The sequence below is a fragment of the Nocardioides sp. WG-D5 genome, from assembly GCF_054031175.1.
The window spans coordinates 4347268-4367382 of sequence record NZ_CM132928.1; the positions used below are offsets into that span (position 1 = coordinate 4347268).

Genomic DNA, 20115 nt, shown 5'->3' on the forward strand with positions numbered 1-20115 from the left:
TCGCTGTGGGCGTCGCCTGGGCCGATGGAACCTCGTGCCAGCGCGCCCACGGGCAGAGGTCAGAGACGATGCGCTATGCCCGGCATGCCGTCGCAAGGTGGCGCGCTGATGTGGTCGCAGCATCCGTCATTGGCGGCGTACGAGCGCTGGATCGCTCCTCGGCCGAGCTTGGTGATCATGCAGCCGACCACGCTGTGCAATCTGGACTGCAGCTACTGCTACCTGCCCGAGCGAATGCGACGCCGTGAGATGAGTGTCGAGGTCGCTGCAGCTATCGCGAGTAGCATCGCGGACCAACCGGTCGACGACGTGGTCGAGGTGTGTTGGCACGGCGGAGAGCCGCTGGCGACGGGTCGTGACCACATGGTCGGGCTCTGGGAGGAGTTCGAGGCGCTGCGTCGCGCCGGGAGGCTGGTCCACAGCCTGCAGACGAATGCCACCCTCATCGACGACTCCTGGTGCGAACTGCTCACCGCATACGACGTGAAGGTCGGGGTCAGCCTCGATGGGCCGAAACACCTCAACCGGGAGCGAGTTGACCGAGCCGGTCGCCAGTCCTTCGACCGCGCCATGGCAGGGATTGAACGGCTCCATGCCCATGGGATCGATTTCTCGATGATCGCTGTCGTCGACCCGAGTCGCGCGACCGCGGCTGACGTGCTCGACTTTGCGACCCAAATCGGTGCCTCATCGGTCGGGATCAACATGGAGGAGCGAGAAGGGGCCAACCTTGATCGGCCGCTTCCTACGACGACCACCGCACGGGAGTTCTGGGCCGGCGCGATCGCGTGGTCGCTCGAGCACCCGGAGACTGAGGTGCGCGAACTCGAGCGGATCGGGAGCTACCTCCGCCTGATCCGCACCGGTCACCGCGACCGGTGGGAGTCGCACCGGTTCGACCCGTTGCCCACCGTGACGTTCAACGGGGACGTCGTGTTGCTCTCCCCGGAACTCGCCGGGATCAAGGACGGGCACTACGGCGACTTCATCGCCGGCAACGTTCGCGACCAGAGCATCAGCGAGATCCTCGCCTCGGCAAGCCGTCTGCGGTACGTCGCTGAGTTCCTCGACGGTCTCAACAGATGCCTTGCAACCTGCGACTTCTTTGACTTCTGCCGGGGCGCCCAGGCGGGAAACCGGTACTTCGAGAACGGCCGCTTCGATACGACCGAGACCAACTACTGCCGGGTGAGCAGGCAAGAGCTCGTCAAAGCGCTCGTCGACACCACACCGATCTAGGAGAGAACAGACATGGAGACTTCCTTTCAGACCATGCCCGAGTCAGGCACAGAGCTCGAGAGGCTCCTGCGCACCGGACATCCGATCCTTGATATCGCGACGCATGCAGCGGGGCTATCGCCGACGGCGTTCGACAATCGGAAGTCCTGGGACAACTGGGCCAAGACCGGGCCCAAGCGCTTCGACAACCGGCCGACCTGGGACAACTGGAAGAAGAGATGAGATGCGGATCCCTACTTGCTCGCACATAGGGTGAAGGCCCATGGAGACGTTCACGATCCGCGATACCCGCGTAGCGTTGCCGGCCGTCGACGAGCGTGATCTGCAGGCGGTGTCCGCCCTTGAGGCGGCCGATGACCCGATCACTTTCTTCTCCTACCGCGATCAGGCCCTTCGTCTCCTGGAGGTCGTCGACTCGCGCCTCCACGACGGGCTGATTCAGAAGGTGACGACCGAGCGGACGCAGATGTCAGACGTACGCCTGTCGTCGGTCGAGCTCGCCGACTGCGAGCTGGCCTCGCTCGTCATCGCCGACAGCAGACTCACGCGCGTCAGGTTCAGCAACTGCCGCCTCCTCGGCGCCAAGTTCAGCGAGGTCACGTTGGAGGACGTCGTCTTCGAACGATGCCGACTCGACTATGCGACCTTCACTCACGTCGTCGCAAAGGGCGCCGTCGCGTTCGTCGGGTGCTCGCTGACCGAGGCCGAGTTCGACGGCAGCGACCTCAGCCGAGCTGCGTTCACCGAGAACAGGCTGGCACGGACCAGGTTCGGGCCGGGAACCTACCGCGGCACGGACCTTCGCCAGAACGACCTGTCTGCGATCTCCGGGGTGGTCAACCTGCGCCAGGCGCTCCTGGACCGTCATCAGCTGGCTGATCTCACCGCTGCCCTGGCTGACGACCTCGATCTCACCTTCGCGGACGACCTGGAGTAGTCCGCCTCGGGCGACGCGGCTCCGGCGATGCGTGGCGAGCACGACCGCCGCCGCACGCCATGATGCCGTCGGGCTAGAGAGTCAGGCTCCCTTGTCGCGGAACACGTCGGAGAGCGGGTCGGCCTCGAAGTAGGCGGTCTTGATCTTCAGCCACTCGCCGCTGAGAACCATGTCCTTGAGGACCCCGTCGATCTGCTCCTTGCGCGGGTCGCCGGAGCGGATCACGAACCCGATCGGGGCGTCGTCGACCGGGTAGACGATCGGCTCGTCCAGGACGATGGGGGCGCTCTTGATGATCGACTGGGCGTACGGGGCTCCGTGGAACAGCGCGTCCGCTTCGCCTCGCTCGATCAGGTCGACGGCAGCGCCCACGTTCGGAGCCTTGACGATCTGGACGTCGTGGTACTTGTCCCGCAGGTAGGACTCCTGGATCGCGCCGTCGACGACCGCGATCCGCTTCCCGTCGACGTCGCGGCGTGTCCGGATGGTCGATCCCTCGGGGGTGAGGAAGGCGACGTACGTCGAGAAGTACGGCGCGCTGAAGTCGAACTCGCGCTCGAGCACCGAGGTGTTCGTGACCTGGGCCCCGATCATGTCGATCTTTCCCGCTCGCAGGGCCGGGAAGAGCTCGTTGAAGTCCATCGCCACGAACTCGGGCTCGAGGCCTATGCCTTCGGCGACGCTGCGCGCCATCTCGTAGTCGAAGCCCTTGGCCGAGCCGTCCTCGCTCTTGAAGTAGACCGGCTCGGTGCTGTCGACACCGATCCGAAGGGTGTTGCTGCTGCCGACCGCGGCGCTGGCCTTGTCGGTGGCGGTCGGCGTGGACTGCGAGAAGTATCCGCTGAAGGCGATCGCGCCTAGGAGGACCACTGCGCCGGCGACGACCAACTTGATCTGGTTCATGTGGGGGGATCCTGTGGCTGGGGGCGGAGGCACCTGCCGATGGATGGCATGCAGGCCCGAGCGGTGAGGCGTGAACCAGCCAACCGGATGCATACGTCACGGGGAACGTGGCTCGACCAACACGGTGCAAACGGTCGGTGAATCCCGGGGGCCGCGGCAACCGACCGCTACAGCCGGCTCGGGGTCACCGCGTCGCGACCAGGTGCACGATGACCAGGTCGTCGGCCTCCAGCAGGGGCGCGATGACCCCGACCTCGTCGAGCAGGCGGCCGCTCATCACCGTGCCGCCGTCGTACCAGGCGGGTCGCGGGCGGTTCTTGGGCGACACCGCGAGAGGTACCGGCATCACCAGGTATGCCGTGTCCGGGGTCAGGCCGGGGAACCGGATGCGGCCGGCCGGCTGGCCCAGGGTGTGGTCGAGCGCCGACGCACGGAACAGCGCCTCGCGCCCGTCGGGGGCGACCACGCCGTCGAGCTGGAGGCCGTCGGGCACGGTGTCGGCCCGCACGACGCGGCCGGAGTGGAGCAGCCCACGGAACCGCTTGTGCAGCGCGATCCAGGCCCGGAGCTCCTCGCGGTCCGCGTCCGACATGGTGGTGAGGTCCCACTCGACGCCGAGATGTCCCCAGATGGCGGTGCCGGCGCGGAAGCGCAGGGTGTGCTGGCGTCCGGTGGTGTGGTCGGTGCCCGATCCGACGTGGGTGCCCATCAGCTCGGGCGGGAGGGTCAGCCCGGTCCACCGGACCAGACGGTGCCCCTCGTGCGCGTCGATGCAGTCGGAGACCCAGGCCCGGTCGGTCCGCTCGAGGACTCCCAGGTCGAGGCGCCCGCCACCCCCGCAGCAGGACTCGATCTCGAGCCCGGGATGCTCGGCACGGAGTGCGTCCATCAGCCGATAGGCCGCGAGCGTCTGCAGGTGGACCGCGGGCCGGTGGTCCCGGCCGCGGCCCGCGCCGGTCAGCGGGCGGTTGTGGTCCCACTTGATGTAGGCGATGTCGTAGCGCTCCACCAGCGCCGAGATCTGGCCGAACACGTGGTCCCAGGCGTCCGGGTTGGAGAGGTCGAGGACGTGCTGGTTGCGCGAGCTGATGCCGGGACCGGCGTGGGTGCCGAGGATCCACTCGGGATGCTCCCGGGCCACGTCGGAGTCGAGGCTGACCATCTCGGGCTCGAACCACAGCCCGAACTCCATGCCCAGGCCCTGCACGGTCTTCACCAGCGGGGTGAGGCCGTCCGGGAACACGTCCTCGTCCACCACCCAGTCGCCCAGCGAGCTCGTCGCGTCGCGCCGCCCCTTGAACCAGCCGTCGTCGAGGACGTACCGCTCGACGCCCAGCTCGGCGGCACGCTCGGCGAGCTCGATGAGCTTGTCCGTGTCCATGTCGAAGTAGACCGCCTCCCAGGTGTTGAGGAGCACCGGTCGCTCGCGCCGCGGGTGGGTCGGGCGCGCCCGCAGGTGCTCGTGGAAGCGGCCGGAGAAGGCGTCGAGCCCGTCGCCCCAGGAGGCGTAGAGCCAGGGCGAGGCGTACGTCTCGTCGTGGCCCAGCACCATCTCGCCGGGCATGAGCAGCTCGCCTCCGCGCAGCAGCTTCCAGCCGGTGAAGGAGTTCTCGGCGCAGAGCACCTGGTTGCCGCTCCAGCCGAGGTGGACGCCCCAGACCCGACCGCCGCGGAAGCCGAACCCGGACCGTCCGGCACACAGCACGGTGGCCGAGTCGTGGCCGGGGCGACCGCCCCAGGCCTCGCGTACGTGCTGTCCCTGGGTGAACGCGTGGCGCTGCGGGGTGCGCTCGTGCGCGTGCCGTCCTGCCATGCCCAGGAGCTCGTCGGCCTCGGCCGGCACCGGCAGCGCCGGCTCGAGCAGCGTCACCTCGTACGGCGTCGTTGCCAGGTTCCGTACGCGGGCACGCAGGCGCAGCAGACCGTTCCCGAAGAGCTCGATCTCGGTGGTCACCTCCACGTCGGCCGGCCCGTCCAGCGCGACGCTGGTGAGCCGGGTGCAGTCGGCCGACTCGGTGACCGTGTGGCCCACCGAGTCGAAGGTGAGCGCCCAGGCCTGGCCGTTGCGGCTGCCCAGCAGACCCGGACGACCCACCCAGCCACTGGTCTGCTGCGGCAGCACGGAGGCCCACGAGTGCTGGTAGATCGGCCCGTCGAGGCTCGGCATCTCCAGCGAGCGGAGGAGGTCGGGTACGTGCTCGGCCGCGGTCTCGCCGAGGTCCGGTCCCCAGTGGAGGATGCAGGGGAGCTCGGTGGAGTCGAGCCGGACGACCAGGCTGGTGTCGCCGCGGCGCAGGTGCACGCCGCCGGCGGGGCGGGTCGAGTGGGACGCGTGGGTCATGGGACTCCTCGTCATTGGGTGGTACGTCGGGGTCAGCCGAGCCGGGCGTCCGGGCGCGCTTCGACGACCGTCCACGACTCCGGCGGCAGGACCAGCGAGAGCGTGTCGCCCGGGCCGGAGGAGACGTCGGTCGCGGTGAAGGCGGTGTTCGACCCTGCGGGGTCACCGGCCGTGAGGGAGCGCGCGGACGGTGCGACCGGTGCCGTGAGCCCGTGGACGTCGAGGCAGGTCTCGGTCGGGGTGGGGGAGCGGTTGGTCAGGAAGACGGACCACGCGCCCGTGTCCGGGTCGTGGGTGGCGGCGGCGGTGACGGTCGGGACCTCGCCGTACCGGTCGGTGGCGAGCGTCGCGCAGTCCACCTCGGCGGCCAGGACGGCACCGCGCGCGGCAGCGGCGACCGCGGCGAACGGATGGAAGGTCGGCTGCCGCCAGGCCGCGCCGCCCGGCTCGGTGCGGATCGGGGCGATCACGTTGACCAGCTGGGCCTGGCAGGCGATCCGCACCCGGTCGGCGTGGTTGAGCAGCGAGATCAGCAGGTCGCCGACCACCACGGCGTCGAGAGCGCTGTAGTCGTCCTCGAGCAGCCGACCCGCCTCGGTGATCTGCGGCAGCCCCTCGTCGTTGAACCGCGACTGGTACCAGACGTTCCACTCGTCGAACGCGATGCCGATCCGCTTGCTGCTGTGCTTGCGCGCGGCCACCGCGTCGATGGTGGCGACCACGCCGTCGATGAACGCGTCCATGTCCGCGCCGGAGGCCAGGAAGCTGCGCCGGTCGCCGTCCCGCTCCTCGTAGTAGGCGTGCATGGAGATGTGGTCGACGACGTCCCACGCGTGCTCGAGCACCTCCGACTCCCAGTAGCCGAAGGTCGGCATGGTGTGGTTCGAGCTGCCGCACGCGACCAGCTCGATGCTGGGGTCGACCAGCTTCATCGCCTTACCGGCCTCGGCGGCCAGCTGTCCGTACTCCGCGGCGGACCGGTGGCCGATCTGCCAGGGGCCGTCCATCTCGTTGCCCAGACACCACAGCCCGACGCCGTACGGCTGCTCGCGGCCGTGCTGCCGGCGCAGGTCCGACCAGTGCGTGCCGGAGGGCAGGTTGCAGTACTCGACGAGGTCGGCCGCGGCCTGGATCCCCCGGGTGCCCAGGTTGACCGCCATCATCGGCGTCAGCCGGTTGCGCTCGGCCCAGGCGAGGAAGTCATCGGTGCCGACCTGGTTGCTGTCGACCGACCGCCAGGCGAGGTCGAGCCGTCGCGGGCGGTCCTCGCGTGGGCCGATGCCGTCCTCCCAGCGGTAGCCGGAGACGAAGTTGCCACCCGGGTAGCGGACCAGGGTCGGGCCGAGCTCGCCGACCAGCTCCGCGACGTCGCGCCGGAAGCCGTGCTCGTCGGCAGACGGGTGCCCCGGTTCGTAGATCCCGGTGTAGACGCAACGCCCCAGGTGCTCGACGAAGCTGCCGAACAGCCGGGGGTCGAGCGGGCCTCGATCACGCCGCTGGTCCAGCCGGACGAGCGCGGGCCGGGTCGTGCCGGTCATCGGGCGGCGCGGGTGAACACGGCCACCGCGGAGCCCGCCAGCTCGGTGCCGCGATCGGCATCCGAGGAGAACACCGGCTCGCCGAGGTCGCCAAGCTCGCCGAGGTCGACCACGTCGTCGGTCCGGTTGACCAGGAACCAGTACTCCCTCGCGCCGTCCGTACGGATGGCGAGCTCCACCCGGCCGCGAAGCGCCTCGGGCAGCTCGCTGTCCACCCCGGCGGCCTCCAACAGCCGGGCCAGCAGCGCCTCGAGACTCTCCGGACCCAGCCGGGTGGAGACGTAGGTCGCGGAGCCGGGGCCGACCGCCCGTCGCGTCACCGCCGGACGGCCCGCCTGCAGACCCGTCTTGTACGTCGCGAGGATCTGCGTGTCGGAAGCCGTCGCGGTGATCCGGTCGGTCCACCACGTCCCGACACTGCCGTCGTCGAGAACCACCTCGGCGCCGTCCAGGAGCGGCCCGAACTCCTCGATGCGGATGCCGAGCAGGTCACGCAGCGCACCCGGGTGGCCACCCGGCAGCACGTGGTTGTTCTCGTCCACGACGCCGGAGAAGTAGGTCGTGATCAGGTGGCCACCACGGTCGACGAACGCCCTCAGCCGGTCGGCCGTCGCGGCCGGCATCACGTGCACCACCGGCGCCACCACGACGTCGTAGCCGTCGAGCGGCGCGCCGACCGGCAGGACATCGGCCCGGACACCGAGCGCCAGGAACGCGGCGTACCAGTCGAGCGCCTCCGCCCGATGGCTCACCGAGGAGCTCGGGTTGGCCTCCAGGTCGAGGGTCCACGACGACTCGATGTCGAAGAGGATCGCGGCCGGAGCCTGCCGGCGACGAGACCCGACGACGGGGGCGAGCCGCTCGAGGTGCCCGCCCAGCCGGACCACCGTCCGATAGACGTCGCTGTCCTCGCCGGCATGGGGCACCATCGCCGAGTGGTACTTCTCCGCACCGGACACGGACTGCCGCCACTGGAAGAAGCAGACGGCGTCCGCTCCGTGGGCCACGTGTGTGAGCGAGTCCCGCACCAGCGAGCCGTCCGCCTTGGGCGGGTTGATCGCGCGCCAGTTGACCGCGCTGGTCGAGTGCTCCATCAGGAACCACGGCTCACCGCCGGCGATGCCGCCGGTCAGGTTGGCCGAGAACGACAGCTCGTCGCGGGCGCGGTCGTCGACCAGCACGTAGTGGTCGTTGGAGACGAAGTCGACCTCGTCCGCCCAGCCGGCGTAGTCGATGCCGGTGAAGTTGTCCATCACCATGAAGTTCGTGGTCACCGGCACGTCGGGGGCCAACCGGTCGAGGACCTCCCGCTCGGCGCGTAGGTAGTCCTTGAGCGCGTCGGAGGAGAACCGCCGGAAGTCCAGCTGGTGCGTCGGGTTGGGGATGGTCGGCGTCAGCCGCGGCGGCAGCACCTCGCTCCAGTCGCTGTAGCGCTGCGACCAGAACGCGGTGCCCCAGGCGTGGTTGAGCCCGTCGAGGTCGCCGTACCTCTGCGACAGCCAGGTGCGGAACGCGGCCGCGGCGTCGTCGGAGTAGTCGTAGAGGTTGTGGCAACCGAGCTCGTTGGAGACGTGCCAGGCGGCGAGCGCCGGGTGGTCGGCGTACCGGCTCGCCACCTCCTCGACGACGGCCAGGGCGTGCTGTCGGAACACCGGTGACGTCGGTCGCCAGTGCTGCCGGGCGCCCGGCCACATGGTCTCGCCGGTGCGCGTGACCGGAAGGATCTCCGGGTGCCGGGTGCTCAGCCAGGGCGGTGGCGAGGCGGTCGCGGTGGCGAGGTCGACGGCGATGCCGTGGGTGTGCAGGAGGTCCATCACCTCGTCGAGCCACCCGAAGTCCCAGGTGTCCGGGGTCGGCTGCAGGCGGGCCCAGGAGAAGATCCCGAGCGAGACGATGTTCACCCCGGCCTGGCGCATCAGCCGGACGTCCTCGTCCCACACCTCCCGGTCCCACTGGTCGGGGTTGTAGTCGGCCCCGAAGCCGAGCGGCCCGCGAGGGTTCTCGGTCGCGAGCGACGCGGGCCACCGCACCCAGCGGTGGGGTCGCGGGTTCATGCGGTCGTCCTGCGGGGTGCGGCGGTGCTGGCCCGGACCACCAGCCGGGGGCGTACCAGGGCCTCCTGGTGCTCGTGCTCGCCGGACCGGATCTCCCGGATCAGGGCGTCGACCGCGCCCCGGCCGACCTCGTCGAAGGACTGGTGGACGGTGGTCAGCGGCGGCCAGAAGTACGCCGCCTCCTCCATGTCGTCGAAGCCGACGACGCTGACGTCGTCGGGGACCCGGCGACCACGCTCGTGCAGGGCTCGCAGGAGCCCCAGGGCCATCTGGTCGTTCGCGGTGAACACCGCGGTCACCTCCTCGTTGTCGGCCAGCCGGAGGCCGGCCTCGTAGCCGGCCCTGGTCGACCAGTCGCCCGGCAGCACCGGCGGCACCGTTCGGCCGTGGGCCTCGAGCGTCTCCTGCCACGACGTCCGGCGGCGTCGCGCGGAGTAGGACAGCTCGGGCCCGGAGACATGCCAGACGGTCTCGTGACCGAGGTCGAGCAGGTGCTCGGTGGCCAACCGTGCTCCGAGGGCCTGGTCGTTGTCGACGATCGGGTAGTCGTACTGAGCGCTGGAGTCGACCACGACCACCGGCAGTCCCTCCGGCACGACGACGCCGTCCAGCCGGTGCGTCTCGACCAGGATGATGATGCCGTCCACCGCCTGCTCACCGAGCTGGTCGAACGCCGCTCGCACGGCGTCCTGGGTGGCGTCCAGCACCGGGAGCAGGTTGATGGCGTAGCCGGTCTCGGTCGCGGCGGCCGCGATCGCGTCGAGGGTGTGGGTGGTGCCGACGCTGGAGAGCTCGAACGCGATCACGCCGATGCTCTGGAACCGTCCGCTGCGCAGCGCCCGGGCCGCCCGGTTGGGCCGGTAGCCGACCTCGCGCATCGCGGACAGGACCCGCTCCCGGGTGGCCGCGTCGACGTAGCGGGCGCCGTTCGCGACCCGTGAGACCGTCTGTCCCGAGACGCCGGCAATCCTTGCAACGTCGGCCTGCGAGGCCCCTCGCCGTGGCACCGGTCCCGAAGCCGTGCTGTCTGTCGCCATGGATCGCAATATTCCTTCCCCGCACCTGTTGACGTCAACATGTGTCGTACGTCACTGTACCTGTTGACGTTAACAGGCCGCCACCGAAAGGCGGTGAAAGGAGGCGGGACCGTGTCCCAGGATGTGGCCGAGATGGAGGGCCGCCGGGCGGCCGGTGGTGGTCCGCGACCACCCGTGCCCGGTCGCCGGTGGTCGCGCAGCGACACCAAGGGATGGATCTTCGTCGGCCCGTTCCTGGCGGTGTTCGCGCTGACCTTCCTGGCGCCGATCGGCTACGCCGCCTACCTCAGCCTCTTCCGCGCGCAGGCGTTCTTCGGCACCACGGAGTTCGTCGGTCTGGACAACTACGTCGACGTGTTCACCGACGACAAGTTCTGGGACGGTTCGCTGCGAGTGCTGCTGTTCTTCGTCGTACAGGTGCCGATCATGCTCGCCCTCGCCCTGGTGGCCGCGCTGGCCATCGACAGCGCCCGGCTCTACGCCACGAGCTTCTTCCGGCTCGTGATCTTCCTGCCGTACGCCGTTCCCGGCGTCGTGGCCGTCCTGATGTGGGGCTTCATGTACGGCACCAACTTCGGGCTGGCCGCCGACCTCAATGACCTGTTCGGCACCTCGATCGTGCCCCTGAGCAGCAACTGGATGCTCGCCTCGATCGCCAACATCGTGACCTGGGAGTTCGTGGGCTACAACATGCTGATCTTCTACTCCGCGCTGCGCACCGTGCCCGGCGAGCTCTACGAGGCCGCCGCGCTCGACGGTGCCGGGCCGCTGCGGACCGTGCTCTCGATCAAGATCCCGGCCCTGCGCGGGGCCATCCTGATCGCCACGATCTTCTCCATCATCGGGACGTTCCAGCTCTTCAACGAGCCGAACATCCTGCGCACGCTGGAACCCAACGTCATCACGACCTACTACACGCCGAACCTCTACGCCTACAACCTGTCCTTCGGCGGGCAGCAGTACAACTACTCGGCGACGGTCGCGATCGTGATGGGCCTGCTGACCGCGATCATCGCGTACGCCGTCCAGCTCCGCGGCTCACGAGAGGCGATGAGATGACGGGCCGGGTGAGTACGTCGCCGCTGACGCCGCGACGATCGCCGCTGCTGACCGTGCTGATGGCGCTGTTCCTCGTCTACACGCTGGTGCCGCTGGCGTGGCTGGTCCTGAGCGCCACCAAGACACAGGAGGATCTGTTCTCGAGCCCCGGGCTGTGGGTCGGCGACGACTTCGCGTTCTTCAGCAACATCCGCGACACGCTGACCTATCGCGACGGCATCTTCCTGCGCTGGCTGGCGAACACGCTTCTCTACGTCGTGGTGGGTGCCGGCGGCGCGACTCTGCTGGCCACCGCGGCCGGCTACGGCCTGGCCAAGTACCGCTTCCCCGGACGCCGGACGGTCTTCGCCGTCATCATCGGGGCGGTGGCCGTGCCCGGCACCGCGCTGGCCGTGCCGACGTTCCTGATGTTCTCGAACATGGGGCTCACCAACACGGTCTGGGCGATCATCATCCCCTCGCTGATCAGCCCGTTCGGCCTCTACCTGATGTGGGTCTACGCCGCGGACGCCGTGCCGGACGAGCTGCTCGAGGCGGCGCGCATCGACGGCGCCGGCGAGATCCGGATCTTCTTCACGGTCACGCTGCGTCTGCTTGCTCCCGGCGTCGTCACGGTGCTGCTGTTCGCCGTCGTCTCGACGTGGAACAACTACTTCCTGCCACTGATCATGCTGAGCGAGCCGAAGCTCTACCCGCTCACCGTGGGCCTCACCCAGTGGAGCGCCCAGGCGACGGGCGCCAACGCGCAGCCCGTCTACAACCTCGTGGTCACGGGATCCCTGCTGACCATCGTCCCGCTCGTCATCGCCTTCATCCTCCTCCAGCGGTTCTGGCAGTCCGGCCTGAGCGCGGGAAGCGTCAAACAGTGAAATGAAAGGAACGACATGTTGATCATCAGTGGGCGCAGAGCCCGCCGCCGGATCGCCCTTGTCGCGGCAGCCCTCACGGCCGCCTCCGTGCTCGCCGGTTGTGGCTCGGGCGACGGTGGCGGCAGCGGAGGCGAAGGCACGGCCGCGGACCTCGACGCCGCTCTCGAGGAAGGGGGCACCATCACGTACTGGACGTGGACCCCGTCCGCCGAGGCCCAGGTGGCGGCGTTCGAAAAGCAGTACCCGAACGTCGAGGTGAAGCTGGTCAACGCCGGCACCGGCAACGACCACTACACGAAGCTGCAGAACGCGATCAAGGCCGGTTCCGGCGGCCCCGACGTGGTGCAGATCGAGTACAAGGCCCTCCCGCAGTTCGCGCTGCCCGGCGACCTGGTCGACCTGCGCCAGTACGGCTTCGACGAGTTCGAGTCGGACTACACGCCGTCGACGTGGGCCTCGGTGCAGGCCGGCGAGGGCCTCTACGGGCTGCCGCAGGACTCCGGCCCGATGGCGCTCTTCTACAACCAGGAGGTCTTCGACGAGCACAAGCTCGAGGTGCCGAAGACCTGGGACGAGTACGTCGAGGCTGCCCGGACCATCAAGAAGGAGAACCCGTCGCAGTGCATCACCAACGACAGTGGTGAGGCCGGATTCACCACCAGCATGATCTGGCAGGCCGGTGGCACGCCGTTCGAGTCCGAGGGCGAGAACGTCACGATCGATCTGCAGGACGAGGGCACGCTGAAGTGGACGGGCGTGTGGAACCAGCTCATCGAGGACGAGCTGGCCTGCTCCATCCCGGGCTGGACCGAGGAGTGGTACAAGGCACTGGGTGACGGGACCATCGCGTCCATCCCCCTCGGCGCCTGGGCGCCCGGCGTGTTCGAGCAGTCCGTGCCCGACGGTGCGGGCAAGTGGCGGGCCGCACCGATGCCCACGTACGACGGCCAACCGGCGACCGCCGAGAACGGCGGCGGCACCCAGTCCGTGCTGAAGCAGAGCAAGAACCCCGCGCTGGCGGCGGCGTTCGTACGCTGGCTCAACCACGACGAGGGCGTCGAGCCGTTCCTGGAGAGCGGTGGCTTCCCGGCCACGGTCGCGGACCTGGAGGACCCGGCGTTCGTCGACAAGAAGCTCGACTACTTCGGTGGCCAGCAGGTCAACCAGGTGCTCACCGAGGCAGCCACGCAGGTGGTCGAGGGCTGGCAGTACCTGCCCTACCAGCTGTACGCCGACACGATCTACGGCGACACCGTCGGCAAGTCCTACCAGACCCACACCGCCCTCGAGGGCGGCCTGACGGCCTGGCAGGAAGCGCTCGTGAAGTACGGCGACGAGCAGGGCTTCAGCGTCAACTGACCCACGACTGACCCACGACCACGACCAACAGGGACCGACAGCCGCCGCACGTCGCAGAGCGGCGGCTGTCGGTCCCTTCCGAGAGGTAGGCATGCCCGAGTTCACGATCGGCGAGACCGACTTCCTTCTCGACGGTGAGCCGTTCCGGATCCTCTCCGGGGCGCTCCACTACTTCCGGGTCCACCCCGACCAGTGGGCGGACCGGATCGAGAAGGCCAGGCTCATGGGCCTCAACACCATCGAGACGTACGTGCCGTGGAACGCGCACAGCCCCCGCCCGGGTGTCTTCGACATTGACGGCATCCTCGACCTGCCGCGGTTCCTGCGCCTGGTGGGAGAGGCCGGCATGCACGCGATCGTGCGTCCGGGGCCGTTCATCTGTGCGGAGTGGGACAACGGCGGGCTGCCGCCCTGGCTGTTCCGGGAGCCGGGCGTCGGCATCCGCCGCCACGAGCCGCGCTTCCTCGACGAGGTCGAGAAGTACCTCCACCAGGTCCTGGCGCTCGTACGCCCGCACCAGGTCGACCTGGGCGGACCCGTGCTGCTGGTCCAGGTGGAGAACGAGTACGGCGCCTACGGTGACGACAGGGACTACCTGCAGGCCGTCGCGGACATGATCCGCGGCGCCGGCATCGACGTTCCTCTGGTCACCGTGGACCAGCCCGTCGATGCGATGCTCGCCGCCGGTGGTCTCGACGGGGTGCTGCGTACCAGCTCCTTCGGGTCGGACAGCGCGAACCGCCTACGCACCCTCCGCGACCACCAGCCGACCGGGCCGCTGATGTGCATGGAGTTCTGGGACGGCTGGTTCGACCACTGGGGAGGCCGGCACCACACCACCCCCGTCGAGCAGGCCGCCGAGGAGCTCGACGCCTTGCTCGCGGCCGGCGCCTCGGTCAACGTGTACATGTTCCACGGCGGCACGAACTTCGGCCTGACCAGCGGAGCCAACGACAAGGGCATCTACCGGCCGACGGTGACCTCCTACGACTACGACGCTCCCCTGGACGAGGCCGGGAACCCGACCGCGAAGTACTTCGCGTTCCGCGACGTCATCGCCCGCTACTCCCCGGTGCCGGCCGAGGTCCCGGTCGCGACTGGGCCCGCCCCCGAGCAGACGGTGGCGTTGGGCGAGCCGGTCCGGCTGCTCGACGACCCGGAGGCTTGGGGCTCCTCGAGCACGTGGGAGTCGCTCCCGATGCTGGACGAGCTGGATTCCGACACTCGTCTGGCCGTCTACCGGACCGAGCTGCCGGGCGACGGCGACGGCCCGGGCGTCCTCACCCTCGGTGAGGTCCGTGACCGGGCCGCTGTCTTCCTTGACGGCGCTCCGGTCGGCATCCTCGAGCGGGAGCACGCCGAGCGCGCGATCGCGCTCCCGCGCGGCCGCGGCCGGCTGGAGCTGGTCGTCGAGGACCAGGGCCGGGTCAACTACGGCGCCCGCATCGGTGAGCACAAGGGCCTGGTCGGGCCGGCTCTGTTCGACGGGATGCCACTCACCGACTGGGAGGTCCTGGCCATCGACCTCGACCGGGTGCCCCGCCTGTGGGAGACCGTCCCATCCTCCGGCCGGGGCGCTGGGGTCGGGCCCACCGCCTGGCGGGCACACTTCTCGGCCGAGCCCGACGCTGACCTCTTCCTCGACACCACCGCCTGGGGCAAGGGCATCGCCTGGGTCAACGGCTTCTGCCTGGGCCGCTACTGGCGCCGCGGTCCGCAGCACACCCTCTTCGTGCCGGGCCCGCTGCTGCGGCCCGACCGCAACGAGCTCGTCGTCCTGGAGCTGGACGTGCTCCCCGATCCGACCGCCCGGTTCGTCGCCGGGCCGTCCCTGGGGCCGCTCGAGGACTGAGTCCCCGGCTTGGGTGTGCGGGATCATCGCGCGGGCCAGGGGCGCAATGGGCGGCTGCTCATCGGTCGTTGCTGGGGAAGACGAGACGGGCTCAGGCGTGCCCTCCCACTGAAGGCCTGGCACCACTTCGACAGGACCGTCCTTCGGGAGGCTCGCCACTCCGCAGTGAGTGGAGTGGGACCGCCGCGGACGGGAGCTACCGGTGCGTGCGTCCCTATGCCCAAGGGTCTGTTGGGTCTGGGCGGGTTCCCGATCACCGGGAAGCCGGGATGGGAAACGTCCTGGCCTGGTTCCATCGTGGTGTGTCCGGCGTCACAACGGGCGCCGTGGGACACGATGAGGTGAGCATGAGTACTGAGACCAATTCTGCCGAATCGAGGCGGCGAGCACTCCGCAAGGTGATGTGGCGCTTCATGCCGTTGATCGGCGTCTGCTACATCGTGTTGTACCTCGACCGCCTGAACATCGGCGTCGCGGCACTCACGATGAACGACGACCTGGGTATCTCCGCCTCAGCATTCGGCTTCGCGGCCGGCATCTACTTCTGGAGCTACACGATTCTCGAGCCTCCGAGCAACTGGGTGCTCACCAGGGTCGGCGCGCGCCGCTGGATCAGCCGGATCATGATCACATGGGGCATCATCACGATCGCCACCGGATTCGTGCAGGGCACGTTGAGTCTGACGATCGCCCGGGTGCTGCTGGGCGCGGCCGAGGCTGGCTTCTCGCCCGGCATGCTCTACTTCGTCTCTCGCTGGTTTCCTGCCGTGCAACGCGGCCGCGCGATGTCGTGGATCGTCGTCTTCGTATGCCTGTCGTCGCTGGGCACTCCGATCACGACGCACTTGTTGGCACTCGACGGTCTGCTCGGCTTGGCGGGCTGGCGCTGGATCTTCATCATCACCGGCATTCCGGCGGTGATTCTGGGTGTCATCGCCTTCCGCGTGCTGCGCGAGCGTCCCGGCGAGGCCGAGTTCCTCGAGGCCGACGAGCGCAAGTGGCTCGAGGCGACGCTGGAGGCCGAGCGGTCCCAGCACGAGGAGAGCCACGGCACTGCGGGTTTCTTCAGAGGCCTGGTGCATCCGCAGGTGCTTGTGCTCGTCATGGTCTGGGTCTGCTTCACATTCAGTCTGAACGGCTTCCAGTTGTGGATGCCGCAGATTCTGGCCCAGTTCGGTCTGTCGACTGGCCGACTGGGCTACGTGGCGGCACTGCCCGCGCTTCTTGCGATTGGCCCGATGATCTGGTGGGTGCGGCACTCGGACCGCCATCAGGAACGGGGGGTGCACTTCGCGGCCGCTGCCGCCACAGCCGCCGTGGGCTTTGCGATCGCCGCGGTGTTCTTCTCGACGCCAACCGTCGCGATCGTGGGCTTCTGCATCGCGGGCATTGGCCTCTACTCAGCGATGGCTGTCTTCATCACGATGCCAGCGTCGTTCCTGAGCGGCGTCGCGCTCGCGGCCGGCTTCGGCGTCATCAACGGCATCGGCAACCTGGGCGGCTACTTCGGCCCGCAGGTCACCGGCTGGCTGAAGGACTCCACCGGTAGCTTCATACCGGCGATCGGAGTCTACTCGGCCGTGCTACTCACTGCTGCTGTGATTGCTCTCGTCCTCACCCGCAACCAGCATCGCGCGCGCCGCCAAGCTGGATCGGTGCCCGTCAAGGTCTCCGCCTGAGTCGATCTGGTTGAGTCTTCGCGGCCGTCATGTCCCGTTCGGGACATGACGGCCGCACTTGCATGTGGTCGAGGACGCATGGCCGTTGGTGCCGCTGGCCGAGCGGGCTCTTGAGTTCCCACTGAACGGGAACCTGCCCTGCCGTGCGGGCTATGACTCACGGCACGATCGAAGCGCGTCGAACCCTCGGCGCCACGAACTGAGGAGCCGTATGAGCGTGACCTTCGGAACGATCCGACAACTCGGCTTTGTTGTTCCCGACCTCGAGACCGCAATGCGCCACTGGGTGGAGCGACTGGGCGTCGGCCCGTTCTTTCACGTGGCGCGTCAGCCGGTCAACGACTTCCGATTTCGGGGCGTGCCCCTGGCAGCCCCGGAGTTCAGCGTCGCGCTCGCCCAAGCCGGACACCTGCAAGTCGAGCTGATTCAGCAGCACGATCCGACTCCTTCGGCGTTCCAGGAGTTCGTCGACGAGGGTCGCGAGGGCCTCCAGCACATTGCGTTCTGGACCACGAGATTCGACGAGGTCACAGCACAGGTTCGCGAGCAGGGACATACCGAAGTGATGTCCGGACGTTCCGGCAGCGGAGCACCCGACGAGCGATTCGCATACTTTGACGGCGGCGGACCGCAGGGCACCGTGGTCGAGATCTCTGAGGTTTCAGGTCGAAAGCGTGCGCTCTTCGATGCCGTCGCCCAAGCCGGAGCCAACTGGGACGGCACCGACCCCGTCCGCGACATGACCTCGCTGGTGACGCCGTGACCGCGGTCGTGACCGGTGGTGCCTCCGGGATCGGTGCTGCTGTCGTGGCGGCTCTGCGTGAGCAGGGTTGGGACGTCGTCGTCGCCGATCTCAGCGTCGACGACGACGTCACTGCTGACGACCTCCGGACGGTCCGCACAGACGTCACGGACCCCACCTCGGTGGCGCGTCTCGTCGAGGTTGTCCACGCCGCGAACCTCCGCGTGGGTGCTGTCGTTACCTGCGCCGGCAGTGCCGACAACGGCCCGGCCCGCGAGGTCGGGCCGGAACGGTTCGCCCGCACACTCGCGCTCAACCTCGTCGGCACGTACGCCGTGTGCCATGCCTTCCTCGATGACCTAGCTGCAGAACAAGGGGCGATCGTGACGATCGGGTCCGTCTCCGGCTCCCGCGGCAGCGAGCACCGGGCTGCGTACTCCGCGTCGAAGGGCGGCGTCGAGGCGCTCACCCGCCAGCTCGCTGTCGAGCTCGCGCCCGAGAGGATTCGCGCGAACTGCGTAGCGCCGGGTTCGACGCTCACCCCGCTGGTGGCCAAGGCGCAGGGAGACGCCTCCGTGCAGCGCACGATCCTTGGGGCGATCCCCATGGCGCGCTACGCCGATCCGGCCGAGATCGCGGAGGTCGTCGCATTCCTCGCCGGCCCACGCTCCTCATTCGTCACCGGGCAGGTGTGGGGTGTCGACGGAGGCCAGCTGGCGTACGGCGGCTGGCGGACGGAGGCACGCCGTGGCTGAACCGAAGCCATTGGTCATCGGTGTCAATGTCAACGAGAACATGGGCCGGGAGGCCTCCCCCCACGTGCCGTGGACCGCTGAGGAGATCGCCGTCGTCGCGGCGGCCAGCCAGGCGGCGGGAGCCTCGGTGATGCACTTCCACGCGCGCACCCCGGACGGCGGTGCAGCACACGACGCCGCGAGTTACGCAGCAACGGTTCGCGCCGTCCGGTCCTGCAGCGACTTGCTGCTCGCCCCCGCGATGGCGGTTGGCGCGACGGCTGCCGAGCGCTTCGGCAACATCGGGGCGCTGCAGGCCGATCCCCAGACCCGGATCGACTTCCTTGCCATCGACCCCGGCACCGCGTCCATGGACCTGGTCGACCCCGGGACGGGCGACTTCGCCACCGGCGACCGTGTGTTTGCTACCCCCGTGTCCGATCAGAACTGGTTTCTGGAGCGCGCAATGGAGCACGGGCTCACACCGTACCTGGCCTCCTTCAACCTCAGCTGGACCCGGGCGATCTTGACCCATATCGCCGCGGGTCGTGTGCCGGAACCAGCCGTGGTCTTGTTGGTGCTCGGCGGTCCCGAGTTCGTCGCTGCACAGCCGGCCTCGGTAGCCACGATCGAGGCCCAGGTGGACGCGCTGGCCGCAGCCCCTGTCGAGTGGCTGGTCTCGAGCCATCGGGGCGATGTCCTGGAGGTGGCCGACCACGTCGTCGCTCGGGGCGGCCACTTGGTCGTCGGTACCGGCGACCACCCGCATGTCGAGCGCGGGCTACCGACGACGCCCGAGCTGGTCAAGCTGGCCGCTGGGGTGGGGCGCCGCCACGGCCGCCAGCCGGCGACGCCAGAACAGGCCCGACAGCTACTGGGGGTGCGGACTCGTGCGGATCGTTGACACCGCGGGCGGACGCCCCGTCGAGGTGCTGCGCGTGGGGGCCATCGGCGTATGGGTGATGGACTCAGTCGCGTTTGGCGGCCCGGAGCACGCCGGTCAGGTGATCGTCACCGGGTCGCACGGCGGCCGGAGCGCCGGCGAGTACGCCGCTTCCTACGGAGTCGCGGTCATGGTCGCCAACGACGCCGGCGTCGGCAAGAATGCAGCCGGCATAGCTGGGCTGTCTGCTCTCGACGCACTCGACATCGCTGGGATCGGTGTCAGTCATGAGACGGCGCGCATCGGTGACGGTGCCGACACGTGGGAAAGCGGCGTTGTCAGCTATGTAAACGCCCGGGCGGAATCTCTGGGTGCGCGGGTCGGCGAGCCGCTGCGCGCTGTCGTTGCCCGTCTCCTCGACAAGGAGGTGCTCTAGATGTATCGCGAGACCGTGTGGTCCGAAGGACCGGTGCGGATTGTGCTCATGGACAGCATGTCGCAGGTCGAGCAGTGCGACACCGGCGCAATCGTCGTTGCCGGATCAAACGGCGGACAGGAGTCGGGCAACGTGGGCGTGGCCGCGGGCTGCGGCTTCGTGCTGCTCAACGATGCCGGCGTCGGCAAGGACCGTGCCGGGATCTCTGGTCTCGCCACGCTTCAAGAAGCAAGGATCCCGGCGGCGACCGTCGGCCACGACACGGCCGAGATATCCGATGCCCGCGACATGTGGGTCGCTGGTGTTGTGTCCCACGTCAATCCGGCAGCCCTCGCCGAGGGCGTCGCTCCAGGCGACCCCGCCGGACCCGCCGTGCTCGCGCTCGCTCGTCGCTGGGCCGCCGCGCACCTCGAGGAAGGATCCGCATGACCCGATCGTTGATCAACGACCCGG

18 protein-coding genes are annotated in these 20115 nt (G+C 69.0%); 13 read left to right on the plus strand and 5 right to left on the minus strand.

Translation table 11 applies throughout. From position 1 onward, the window contains the following. Positions 1 to 75 precede the first annotated feature (75 nt). From amcB to ACWZJV_RS20970, 3 genes are read left to right on the plus strand one after another with little or no spacing between them, the layout of a single operon-like run. Positions 76 to 1239, plus strand: a complete 1164-nt coding sequence (gene amcB / locus ACWZJV_RS20960) for a cyclophane-forming radical SAM peptide maturase AmcB (protein WP_457178398.1) — start codon at positions 76 to 78, stop codon at positions 1237 to 1239. Between the two features lie 12 nt (positions 1240 to 1251). Then, the gene (amcA, locus tag ACWZJV_RS20965; RefSeq protein ID WP_457178400.1) at positions 1252 to 1461 is read left to right on the plus strand and encodes a multiple cyclophane-containing RiPP AmcA; all 210 of its coding nucleotides are present in this window, start codon (positions 1252 to 1254) and stop codon (positions 1459 to 1461) included. Between the two features lie 40 nt (positions 1462 to 1501). Next, on the plus strand, positions 1502 to 2176 hold the full coding sequence (locus tag ACWZJV_RS20970; protein ID WP_457178402.1) for a pentapeptide repeat-containing protein: 675 nt from the start codon (positions 1502 to 1504) through the stop codon (positions 2174 to 2176). 81 nt (positions 2177 to 2257) lie between these two features. Here the strand turns inward: ACWZJV_RS20970 and ACWZJV_RS20975 are convergent, their stop codons facing one another. From ACWZJV_RS20975 to ACWZJV_RS20995, 5 genes are all read right to left on the minus strand, one after another. Continuing rightward, complete coding sequence (locus ACWZJV_RS20975; RefSeq protein ID WP_457178404.1) at positions 2258 to 3079, minus strand: substrate-binding periplasmic protein; 822 nt, start codon at positions 3077 to 3079, stop codon at positions 2258 to 2260. A 184-nt stretch (positions 3080 to 3263) separates the two neighbouring features. Beyond that, complete coding sequence (locus tag ACWZJV_RS20980; RefSeq protein ID WP_457178405.1) at positions 3264 to 5420, minus strand: alpha-galactosidase; 2157 nt, start codon at positions 5418 to 5420, stop codon at positions 3264 to 3266. 32 nt (positions 5421 to 5452) lie between these two features. Continuing rightward, on the minus strand, positions 5453 to 6958 hold the full coding sequence (gene arfA, locus ACWZJV_RS20985; protein ID WP_457178407.1) for an arabinosylfuranosidase ArfA: 1506 nt from the start codon (positions 6956 to 6958) through the stop codon (positions 5453 to 5455). Then, positions 6955 to 9012, minus strand: a complete 2058-nt coding sequence (locus ACWZJV_RS20990) for a beta-galactosidase (RefSeq protein ID WP_457178408.1) — start codon at positions 9010 to 9012, stop codon at positions 6955 to 6957. Before ACWZJV_RS20990 ends, arfA begins: the two co-directional genes overlap by 4 nt. Continuing rightward, the gene (locus ACWZJV_RS20995) at positions 9009 to 10049 is read right to left on the minus strand and encodes a LacI family DNA-binding transcriptional regulator (RefSeq protein ID WP_196875178.1); all 1041 of its coding nucleotides are present in this window, start codon (positions 10047 to 10049) and stop codon (positions 9009 to 9011) included. Before ACWZJV_RS20995 ends, ACWZJV_RS20990 begins: the two co-directional genes overlap by 4 nt. Before the next feature lie 111 nt (positions 10050 to 10160). Between ACWZJV_RS20995 and ACWZJV_RS21000 the strand changes: the two genes are divergently transcribed. The 10 genes from ACWZJV_RS21000 (at position 10161) to ACWZJV_RS21045 (ending at position 20091) form a co-directional block, all read left to right on the plus strand. Further along, entirely contained in the window at positions 10161 to 11108 is a 948-nt protein-coding gene (locus tag ACWZJV_RS21000; RefSeq protein WP_457178411.1) for a carbohydrate ABC transporter permease, read from the plus strand. Next, positions 11105 to 11977 (plus strand): carbohydrate ABC transporter permease, encoded by an 873-nt coding sequence (locus tag ACWZJV_RS21005; RefSeq protein ID WP_196875177.1) that lies wholly within the window; start codon positions 11105 to 11107, stop codon positions 11975 to 11977. Before ACWZJV_RS21000 ends, ACWZJV_RS21005 begins: the two co-directional genes overlap by 4 nt. A gap of 15 nt (positions 11978 to 11992) precedes the next feature. Next, a complete protein-coding gene (locus tag ACWZJV_RS21010; RefSeq protein ID WP_008359082.1) occupies positions 11993 to 13336 on the plus strand; it encodes an ABC transporter substrate-binding protein in 1344 nt (447 codons plus the stop codon). 91 nt (positions 13337 to 13427) lie between these two features. Then, positions 13428 to 15188, plus strand: a complete 1761-nt coding sequence (locus tag ACWZJV_RS21015; protein ID WP_457178414.1) for a glycoside hydrolase family 35 protein — start codon at positions 13428 to 13430, stop codon at positions 15186 to 15188. A 347-nt stretch (positions 15189 to 15535) separates the two neighbouring features. Continuing rightward, positions 15536 to 16867, plus strand: coding sequence for an MFS transporter (locus tag ACWZJV_RS21020; protein WP_457178416.1), 1332 nt, complete (start codon positions 15536 to 15538; stop codon positions 16865 to 16867). 211 nt (positions 16868 to 17078) lie between these two features. Beyond that, on the plus strand, positions 17079 to 17630 hold the full coding sequence (locus ACWZJV_RS21025) for a VOC family protein (protein ID WP_457178417.1): 552 nt from the start codon (positions 17079 to 17081) through the stop codon (positions 17628 to 17630). Then, on the plus strand, positions 17627 to 18364 hold the full coding sequence (locus ACWZJV_RS21030; RefSeq protein WP_457178419.1) for an SDR family NAD(P)-dependent oxidoreductase: 738 nt from the start codon (positions 17627 to 17629) through the stop codon (positions 18362 to 18364). Before ACWZJV_RS21025 ends, ACWZJV_RS21030 begins: the two co-directional genes overlap by 4 nt. Continuing rightward, entirely contained in the window at positions 18357 to 19247 is an 891-nt protein-coding gene (locus ACWZJV_RS21035) for a 3-keto-5-aminohexanoate cleavage protein (RefSeq protein WP_457178421.1), read from the plus strand. Before ACWZJV_RS21030 ends, ACWZJV_RS21035 begins: the two co-directional genes overlap by 8 nt. Further along, on the plus strand, positions 19234 to 19662 hold the full coding sequence (locus tag ACWZJV_RS21040) for a hypothetical protein (RefSeq protein WP_457178423.1): 429 nt from the start codon (positions 19234 to 19236) through the stop codon (positions 19660 to 19662). The genes ACWZJV_RS21035 and ACWZJV_RS21040 overlap by 14 nt, the downstream gene beginning before the upstream one ends. Continuing rightward, entirely contained in the window at positions 19663 to 20091 is a 429-nt protein-coding gene (locus ACWZJV_RS21045; RefSeq protein WP_457178425.1) for a hypothetical protein, read from the plus strand. It abuts the gene before it with no gap. Positions 20092 to 20115: the final 24 nt, after the last annotated feature.

Bases quoted from the DNA above. Each gene is read 5' to 3' on its own strand.
- amcB (WP_457178398.1), top strand. From the start codon at position 76: ATGCCCGGCATGCCGTCGCAAGGTGGCGCGCTGATGTGGTCGCAGCAT.
- amcA (WP_457178400.1), top strand. From the start codon at position 1,252: ATGGAGACTTCCTTTCAGACCATGCCCGAGTCAGGCACAGAGCTCGAG.
- ACWZJV_RS20970 (WP_457178402.1), top strand. From the start codon at position 1,502: ATGGAGACGTTCACGATCCGCGATACCCGCGTAGCGTTGCCGGCCGTC.
- ACWZJV_RS20975 (WP_457178404.1), bottom strand. From the start codon at position 3,079: ATGAACCAGATCAAGTTGGTCGTCGCCGGCGCAGTGGTCCTCCTAGGC.
- ACWZJV_RS20980 (WP_457178405.1), bottom strand. From the start codon at position 5,420: ATGACCCACGCGTCCCACTCGACCCGCCCCGCCGGCGGCGTGCACCTG.
- arfA (WP_457178407.1), bottom strand. From the start codon at position 6,958: ATGACCGGCACGACCCGGCCCGCGCTCGTCCGGCTGGACCAGCGGCGT.
- ACWZJV_RS20990 (WP_457178408.1), bottom strand. From the start codon at position 9,012: ATGAACCCGCGACCCCACCGCTGGGTGCGGTGGCCCGCGTCGCTCGCG.
- ACWZJV_RS20995 (WP_196875178.1), bottom strand. From the start codon at position 10,049: ATGGCGACAGACAGCACGGCTTCGGGACCGGTGCCACGGCGAGGGGCC.
- ACWZJV_RS21005 (WP_196875177.1), top strand. From the start codon at position 11,105: ATGACGGGCCGGGTGAGTACGTCGCCGCTGACGCCGCGACGATCGCCG.
- ACWZJV_RS21010 (WP_008359082.1), top strand. From the start codon at position 11,993: ATGTTGATCATCAGTGGGCGCAGAGCCCGCCGCCGGATCGCCCTTGTC.
- ACWZJV_RS21015 (WP_457178414.1), top strand. From the start codon at position 13,428: ATGCCCGAGTTCACGATCGGCGAGACCGACTTCCTTCTCGACGGTGAG.
- ACWZJV_RS21020 (WP_457178416.1), top strand. From the start codon at position 15,536: ATGAGTACTGAGACCAATTCTGCCGAATCGAGGCGGCGAGCACTCCGC.
- ACWZJV_RS21025 (WP_457178417.1), top strand. From the start codon at position 17,079: ATGAGCGTGACCTTCGGAACGATCCGACAACTCGGCTTTGTTGTTCCC.
- ACWZJV_RS21045 (WP_457178425.1), top strand. From the start codon at position 19,663: ATGTATCGCGAGACCGTGTGGTCCGAAGGACCGGTGCGGATTGTGCTC.